1 protein-coding gene is annotated in these 1,400 nt (G+C 61.9%); it reads right to left on the bottom strand.

All coding sequences use genetic code 11. The annotated features are described in order from the left end of the window. Positions 1–32 precede the first annotated feature (32 nt). Entirely contained in the window at positions 33–1,304 is a 1,272-nt protein-coding gene (locus IEX27_RS21030) for an IS256 family transposase (RefSeq protein ID WP_188723023.1), read from the bottom strand. Positions 1,305–1,400 lie beyond the last annotated feature (96 nt).

Below are 1,400 nucleotides of genomic sequence, written 5' to 3'. Positions count from 1 at the left end.
GAGCTATGGTCGGAACTGGGTGACGGGGCCGATCAGGCGGCGTGTTGATCTGGCGTCGTCGTGACGGCAACGCCGTCGGCGAATTTGATGCCTTCGACGACCATTGGCAACTGATTTTCGCCCTTCAGCCGTCGCCAGGTCTTAGCTGCGGCCATGACCAGCTTGAAGACCATGAGCCGTGCGGTCTTGTGTGAGAGGCTTCCCTTGGTGCGCACGGTCCGGTGCCGAACGGTGGCAAAGACGCTCTCGATCGGATTCGAGGTGCGCAAATGGTCCCAATGCTCAGCGGGGAAGTCGAAGAAAGTCAGCAGCGCCTCACGGTCCTTCGTCAGGCAGTCGACGGCCTTGGGATATTTGGCCTGATATTTGTCGACGAAGATGGCCATCGCGGCCTCGGCGGTGGCTCGGTCCGGCGCGTCGCGGACTTCCCTGAGGTCATTCTTCATGTTGGGTTGAACCGACTTTGGCACCTTGTTGAGCACGTTGAGGACTTTGTGCTGCCAGCAGCGTTGATGACGGGTCGATGGAAAGATCTCCTCGAGCGCTTTCCAGAACCCGAGCGCGCCGTCGCCGACAGCGATCCGAGGCAGGATAGAAAGGCCACGAGCCTTCAGATCGACGAGCAGTTCACGCCAGCTCTGCGCACTTTCGCGCACGCCGACCTGGAAGCCGACCAGTTCCTTCCTGCCTTCCGGCGTCGCGCCTATGAGGACCAACATGCAGGCGGCATTGTCCTCCATGCGCGCCTGTAGATAAACGCCATCGGCCCAAATGTAGACATAGTGGCGGGCCGACAGGTCGCGGCGCTGCCAGCGGACATAGTCACCTTGCCACTCCTCCTTCAAGCGCCCGATCACCGATGGTGACAGGTTCGGTGCGTCGCGACCCAGAAGCGCGCCAAGCGCTTCCTGGAAATCGCCGGTCGAGATGCCGCGCAGGTAGAGAACCGGTATGAGAGCGTCGAGGCTCTTCGTGCGACGTGCCCATTTCGGCAGGAGCGCCGAGGTGAACGTGATGCGGTCCTCGCCGGAAGCTTCCGCGGCTCGATCACGCAGCTTGGCACGCTTGACCGGCACCGGACCAATCCCCGTCTGGATTATCCTTTCCGGCCCGTGGCCATGACGCACCACACGGGCACGCCCATCGGCCAAGCGCTCTTCGGACATGGCGGCAAGAAACGCCGCCGCCTCCGCCTCGACGGCCTGCGCAAGAAGTCGGCGTGCGCCTTCGCGCAGAACTGATGTCAGGGGATCGTCGAAAGCGTCAGGATGCGGAAAGGAAACAATGGTGGTATCTGTCTTCATGGCGTATCGCTCCTCGTGAGGTTCTGGCAGGCTTTGTCACCCGCCTCGATACGCCGCCTCTCTCAAACCGTCATCACCCAGTTTCCGCCATAGCTC

This window comes from Nitratireductor aestuarii (assembly GCF_014641695.1).
GTDB classification, from domain to species: Bacteria; Pseudomonadota; Alphaproteobacteria; order Rhizobiales; family Rhizobiaceae; genus Chelativorans; species Chelativorans aestuarii.
This window is presented reverse-complemented; position numbering and strand designations above follow the sequence as displayed.

Coding starts and splice junctions, on each gene's coding strand:
- IEX27_RS21030 (WP_188723023.1), bottom strand. CDS start 1,304: ATGAAGACAGATACCACCATTGTTTCCTTTCCGCATCCTGACGCTTTC.